This window comes from Micromonospora sp. KC606 (assembly GCF_004348675.1).
In the GTDB taxonomy this organism is placed as follows: domain Bacteria; phylum Actinomycetota; class Actinomycetes; order Mycobacteriales; family Micromonosporaceae; genus Micromonospora.
Window position 1 is genome coordinate 1 of the sequence record NZ_SMKN01000294.1, and the last position, 5759, is coordinate 5759.

Annotated in this window: 6 protein-coding genes; all 6 read right to left on the reverse strand. The window is 72.9% G+C overall.

The features are described from left to right. Positions 1-23: 23 nt before the first annotated feature. Complete coding sequence (locus tag E1193_RS29535; RefSeq protein ID WP_207917060.1) at positions 24-233, reverse strand: DUF6186 family protein; 210 nt, start codon at positions 231-233, stop codon at positions 24-26. Continuing rightward, positions 233-640 (reverse strand): hypothetical protein, encoded by a 408-nt coding sequence (locus E1193_RS29540; RefSeq protein WP_132186436.1) that lies wholly within the window; start codon positions 638-640, stop codon positions 233-235. Before E1193_RS29540 ends, E1193_RS29535 begins: the two co-directional genes overlap by 1 nt. A gap of 191 nt (positions 641-831) precedes the next feature. Then, entirely contained in the window at positions 832-1863 is a 1032-nt protein-coding gene (locus tag E1193_RS29545) for a bifunctional oligoribonuclease/PAP phosphatase NrnA (RefSeq protein ID WP_132186440.1), read from the reverse strand. 17 nt (positions 1864-1880) lie between these two features. Then, positions 1881-2369: a 30S ribosome-binding factor RbfA gene (rbfA, locus tag E1193_RS29550; RefSeq protein ID WP_132186437.1), complete on the reverse strand. Its 489-nt coding sequence runs from the start codon at positions 2367-2369 to the stop codon at positions 1881-1883. A gap of 301 nt (positions 2370-2670) precedes the next feature. Further along, entirely contained in the window at positions 2671-2964 is a 294-nt protein-coding gene (locus tag E1193_RS29555) for a DUF503 domain-containing protein (protein WP_132186438.1), read from the reverse strand. A gap of 105 nt (positions 2965-3069) precedes the next feature. Beyond that, positions 3070-5759 (reverse strand): translation initiation factor IF-2 (infB, locus tag E1193_RS29560; RefSeq protein WP_132186439.1); only part of this gene is annotated, 2690 nt, incomplete at its 5' end.

Sequence of the window (5759 nt, forward strand, 5' to 3'; positions counted from 1 at the left end):
GGGTGGGGGCGGGCGTCGCGAGATCAGCGGGCCAGGAAGTGCCAGCCCAGCCACCACCAGAAGCCGAAAACCCCGATGCGCCCCACCGGAACCGGTCCGACCTCGTACCGCATCACGTAGGCGCAGACGTCGGCGAGTGACGGCACCCGCGAATCCGGGCGGCGGGCCGCCCACTCGACCACGGCGAAGAGCACCAGCGCGGTCGCGAACCCGACGATGGCGACCAGCCGCATCATCGGCGGACCAGTCCCCAGAACGCCGCCAGCCAGCCGAACCAGACTGCGGAACGCACCAGTTCGTCCTCCAGGAGCGGGTCGGCGAGCCGGGAGAAGGTGGGAAACTCGTCACCGGCCGACATCACAAACGTGGCGCCCTCGAACACCACGAAGACGGCCACCGGCAGCACCCACCAGATGGCCCCCCGCCCCAGCCGGGTGAGGGCCGGCCGCCGGGGCACCCGGTTGCCGAGCCCCAGCCAGATCAGCGCGCCACCGGTGCCCAGGATCCAAAGGTTGGCCTGCGCCGAGAAGGAGGGCAACTGCCCACCGACCAGGGAGACACAGGCCAGCACCGGCACGGTGACCACCGGACGATCCCAGGCGCGCGGCGCCTCGACGGTGAGGTCGCGAGGCTGCTCCATCCTCCGATTCTGCCCGCGCCCACCAACTGCCGAAAGGCCGACACCCCCGGAGATCAGGAAGCCGTCGCCGCCCACACCCTTCGGTGCCGGGCCCCAACCGGTACGCGTGACAGGACAGGACTGACCCGGGTCATGGCCCTCGCACCCGATTTCAGCGGGAACGGTCGGCAGGTCACCGGGCCGACCGCAGGTCAGGACGTGATCAGCGCGCCGTCCAACTCGGCCCGGATCCGCCCGAGCACCTTCTGCGCGCTGCCGAGGCCGGTGAACCCGGCGGCGAACCGGTGCCCACCTCCACCGAGCGCCATCGCGACCCGACTGACGTCGACCGCGCCCTTGCTGCGCAGGGAGACCGCCCACTCCTCGGGGCCGACCTGCTTGAGGACGCACGCCACGTCGGCCTCGGCCGTGCACCGGACAGAGTCGATCAAAGACTCCAGCACGTACGGCCGCTGGTCGTGCCGGACCAGGTCGTCCATGGTCGCGTACGTCCAGACCAGGCCGTGCCCGGCGGCCGCCGGGCAGTCCAGGACCGCCCGGCCGAGCACCTCGCCGAAGAGCCGCACCGCGCCGAAGGGTCGGGTGTCGAAGACCTGCCGGGAGATGTCGCCCGGACGGATGCCGGTGGCCAGCAGCCGGGCGGCGAGCTGGTGTACGGCGGGGGTGGTCGCCTCGAACCGGAACGAGCCGGTGTCGGTGGTCAGCGCGACGTAGAGGCAGGCCGCGATCTCCGCGTCCAGCGGCACGTCGAGCCGGCCCAGCAGTTCCTCGGCAACGACCGAGGTCGCCGCAGCCCCCGGGTCCACCAGGTGGAGTCGACCGAAGCCGGTGTTCGACGCGTGGTGGTCGAGCACCAACGCCTCGCCGGCGGTGTCGAGCCGGTCGGCCAGCTCACCGAGCCGCGACGCGCTGGCCGCGTCGAAGCACACCACCAGGTCCGGGTCGGGGTACGCCTCGGCGGCCGGCACCAGCAGGTCGAGCCCGGGCAGCCAGCGGAGCGGCTCGGGCACCTCGGGCGGGCCGGGGAAGGTCGCCTGGAGCTGTCGTACGCCCAGCCGGCGCAGGCCGAGGCCGAAACCGAGCATGCTGCCGAGCGCGTCACCGTCCGGGTTGACGTGGCAGACGAGCAGCACCCGGGCACCGGTCGGCAGCCGGCGTACCGCCGCGACCGCGGCGGCCCAGTCAGCCTCGGTCGGTCCGGCGAGAGCCGGCCCGGGAAGCACGTCACCGGTCGGGCCGGTCACCGCCGGTCCGCCGCGGACGGGGTGTCCTCGTCCTCGTCGTCCCCCACCTCGGTGTCGTCGGCGTCCTCGTCGTCGACCCGGTACGGCTGGGCGTCGCCGGCGTACCGGGCGCTGGCGGCGAGCCGCTGCACCTCGGCGTCGGCGTGGCGGGCCTGGGCGAGCAGGTCGTCGATGTGCTTGACCTGATCCTGCACGTCGTCGAGGACGAAGGTCAGGGTCGGCGAGTGCCGCAGCCCGAGCGCCTTGCCCACGGTGCTGCGCAGCATGCCCTTGGCGCTCTCCAGCGCGGCGGCGGTGCTCGCCTGGGCGGCCGCGTCACCGAGCACGGTGTAGAAGACCGTGGCGTCGCGCAGGTCGGCGGTGATCCGGGCGTCGGTGATGGTGATCATCCCGAGCCGGGGGTCCTTGATCTGGCTCCGCACCACCGACGCGACCAGTTCGCGAATACGCTCCGCGTGCCGGCGTACCTTGGCCGGATCCGTCATCTCCCCCACCTCCAGGGCATCCTGCTCCCGGCCGGAGCGGCGGCGCGGAACACCGCCGGGGCCGACCGCCCAACACCCCGAACACTACCCGCGCGTCCCGCGCCCCCGCCCACCGCCGCCGGTGCTGCGGCGCCCGACCTCCGCCATGTCGATCAGGAGCCCTGAATCCCCCGCCCGGCGGGTGCGGGAGCACCTGCCCGGTGCGCCGCCCGGGGGCGGTCCGGCCGGTGGACCCGGCGCCCACCACGCTCGTTGTCGCGTCGAGGACCAGGCCCTTGACCGGCAGGACGTGGTCGGGCGGCTAGTCGTCGGCGCCGTGCAGGCGGCGGCGGACCGAGAGGAGTTCCACCTCGGGGCGGGTGGCGACCAGGCGCTCGCAGGATTCCAGCACCTCGCGGACGTGCGAGGCCTCGGCGGCCACCACGGCCACCCCGATCTCCGCCCGACCGTGCAGGTCGAGCGCCCCCACCTCGGCGGCCGACACCTCGAAGCGGCGCAGCGCCGCCACGATCGGCCGTACATATGATCTCTTGGCCTTGAGCGACCGGGAGTCGCCCGGCAGCAGCAGGTCGAATACCGCGGTTCCGGTGAACATCGCCCCGGACACTACGGTCGCTCCCTGACGCGATCAAGGGGTTTACGCCGTACCGGCGTAAACCCCTTGATCACTGTGTCAGCCCAGGATCAGGCGCCCCCAGGATCAGGCGCGCGGCTTCTCCCGCATCTCGAAGGTTTCGATGATGTCGCCGACCTGGACGTTGTTGAAACCGCCCAGCGTCAGACCACACTCGAAGCCCTCGCGGACCTCCGTCGCGTCGTCCTTGAACCGCTTGAGGGAGCTGATCGTGAGGTTGTCCGCCACGACCGCCCCGTCCCGCAGCAGCCGCGCCTTGGCGTTGCGGCGGATGATGCCGGACCGGACGATGCAACCGGAGATGTTGCCGACCTTGGACGAGCGGAAGACGTCGCGGATCTCCGCGCTGCCCAGCTCGACCTCCTCGTACTCCGGCTTGAGCAGACCCTTGAGCGCGGCGTCGATCTCCTCGATGGCCTGGTAGATGACGGTGTAGTACCGGATCTCCACGCCCTCGCGGTCGGCGATCTCGCGGACCTTGTTGGCGGCCCGCACGTTGAAGCCGATGATGGTGACCGCCTCGGACGAGGCACTCGCCAGCATGACGTCGCTCTCGGTGATCGCACCCACGCCCCGGTGGATGATCCTGAGCTGGACCTCCTCCGGGATGTCGAGGTTGAACAGCGCGTCCTCGAGGGCCTCCACGGAACCGGAGACGTCGCCCTTGAGCACCAGGTTGAGCGAGGTCTTCTCGCCCTCCTTGAGCTGCTCCATGAGCGTCTCGAGGGTGGCCCGGCCACGGGAGTTGGCGAACGAGGCCGCCCGCCGCCGCGCCTGCCGCTGCTCAGCGATCTGGCGCACCGTCCGGTCGTCGGCGGCGGCCAGGAAGGTGTCACCCGCACCCGGCACCGCGGTCAGACCGAGCACCAGGACCGGACGGGCCGGACCGGCCTCGACGACCTGGTTGCCGTTCTCGTCGAGCATCGCCCGGACCCGGCCGTGCGCCCCGCCGGCGACGATCGAGTCGCCCGCCCGCAGGGTGCCCTTCTGCACCAGCACGGTCGCCACCGCACCACGGCCCTTGTCCAGGTGCGCCTCGATGGCCACACCCTGCGCCGGCCCGTCGATCGGAGCGGTCAGCTCCAGCGACGCGTCGGCGGTGAGCAGGACCGCCTCGAGTAGGTCGTCGATGCCGATGCCCGGCTTCGCGGCCACGTTGACGAACATGGTGTCGCCGCCGTACTCCTCGGCGACCAGGCCGTACTCGGTCAGCTGCTGGCGGACCTTGTCCGGGTTGGCCTCCGGCTTGTCGACCTTGTTGACCGCGACCACGATCGGCACGTCCGCCGCCTTGGCGTGGTTGAGCGCCTCGATCGTCTGCGGCATCACGCCGTCGTCGGCCGCGACCACCAGCACCACGATGTCCGTCACCTGGGCACCACGGGCACGCATGGCGGTGAACGCCTCGTGACCCGGGGTGTCGATGAAGGTCACCGCGCGGTCCTCGCCCTCGTGCGGGACGTGAACCTGGTAGGCACCGATGTGCTGGGTGATGCCACCGGCCTCGCCGGCCACGACGTTCGCCTTGCGGATCGCGTCGAGCAGCTTGGTCTTACCGTGGTCGACGTGACCCATGACGGTCACCACCGGCGCACGGCTGACCAGGCGGTCCTCCGCGACCTCGGCGTCGAGGTCGATGTTGAACTGCGCGAGCAGCTCGCGGTCCTCGTCCTCCGGGCTGACGATCTGCACGTCGAAGCCGAGGTGCTCACCCAGCAGCAGCAGGGTCTCGTCAGAGCAGGACTGGGTCGCGGTGACCATCTCGCCCAGGTTGAACATCTCCTGGACCAGCGAACCCGGGTTGGCGTTGATCTTGTCGGCGAAGTCCGACAGCGAGGCGCCACGGGAGAGCCGGACGACCTGACCCTGACCCCGGGGCGCGCCCGAGCTCATGGTCGGGGCCGACAGGTTGTCGAACTCCTGTCTGCGCTGCTTCTTGGACTTGCGGCCACGGGTCGGCCGACCACCGGGGCGCCCGAAGGCACCCGCGGCGCCTCCGCCACGGCCACGGCCGCCGCCACCGGGACGACCGCCGCCACCGGCCGGGGCACCCGGACGGAACCCGCCGCCCGGAGCACCGCCGCCACCACCACCGGGACCGCCACGGAAGCCACCGCCACCGCCACCGCCACCGGGACGACCGGCGCCGCCACCGGGACCACCACGACCGCCACCAGGGCCGCCGGGGCGACCAGTGGTGGGCCGCTGGCTCGGCATCGAGGCCGGGCTGGGCCGCGGCGGCATGGAAGCCGGGCTGGGCCGCGGCGGCATGCCCGCCGGGCTGGGACGGGGGCCGCCGGCACCGGCGGCCGGGGGCCGCTGCTGCTGGCCGCCCTGAATGCCGAACGGGTTGTTGCCGGCGCCGCGCGTCGGCGGACGGCCACCCGGACGAGCGTTCGGACCCGGGGCCGGCGCGCCGGGACGACCGGCGGCCGGGGAACCCGGACGGGGCGGCATCGCGCCCGGACCCGGACGCGGGCCGGGACGCGGGCCACCCTCGGTCGGAGGCTCGCGCCGGACGTTCTCCCGCTGCTGCTGGCGGGCGGCCTGGGCGGCCTTGACCGCGGCCTCCTGCTCAGCCTTCAGCGCGGCGGCACGCGCCTCGGCGGCCGCCACCTCGATGTCGTGGGCGCTCGCCGGCTTGGCGACCGGGGTCGCCGGCTGCGGCGGGCCGGGAACCGGACCCTTGGGCTTCGGCCCAGGAGTCGGCAGCCCTGGCCGCCGGGGCGGCGCGGGCTTGGCCGAGACCCGGGGGG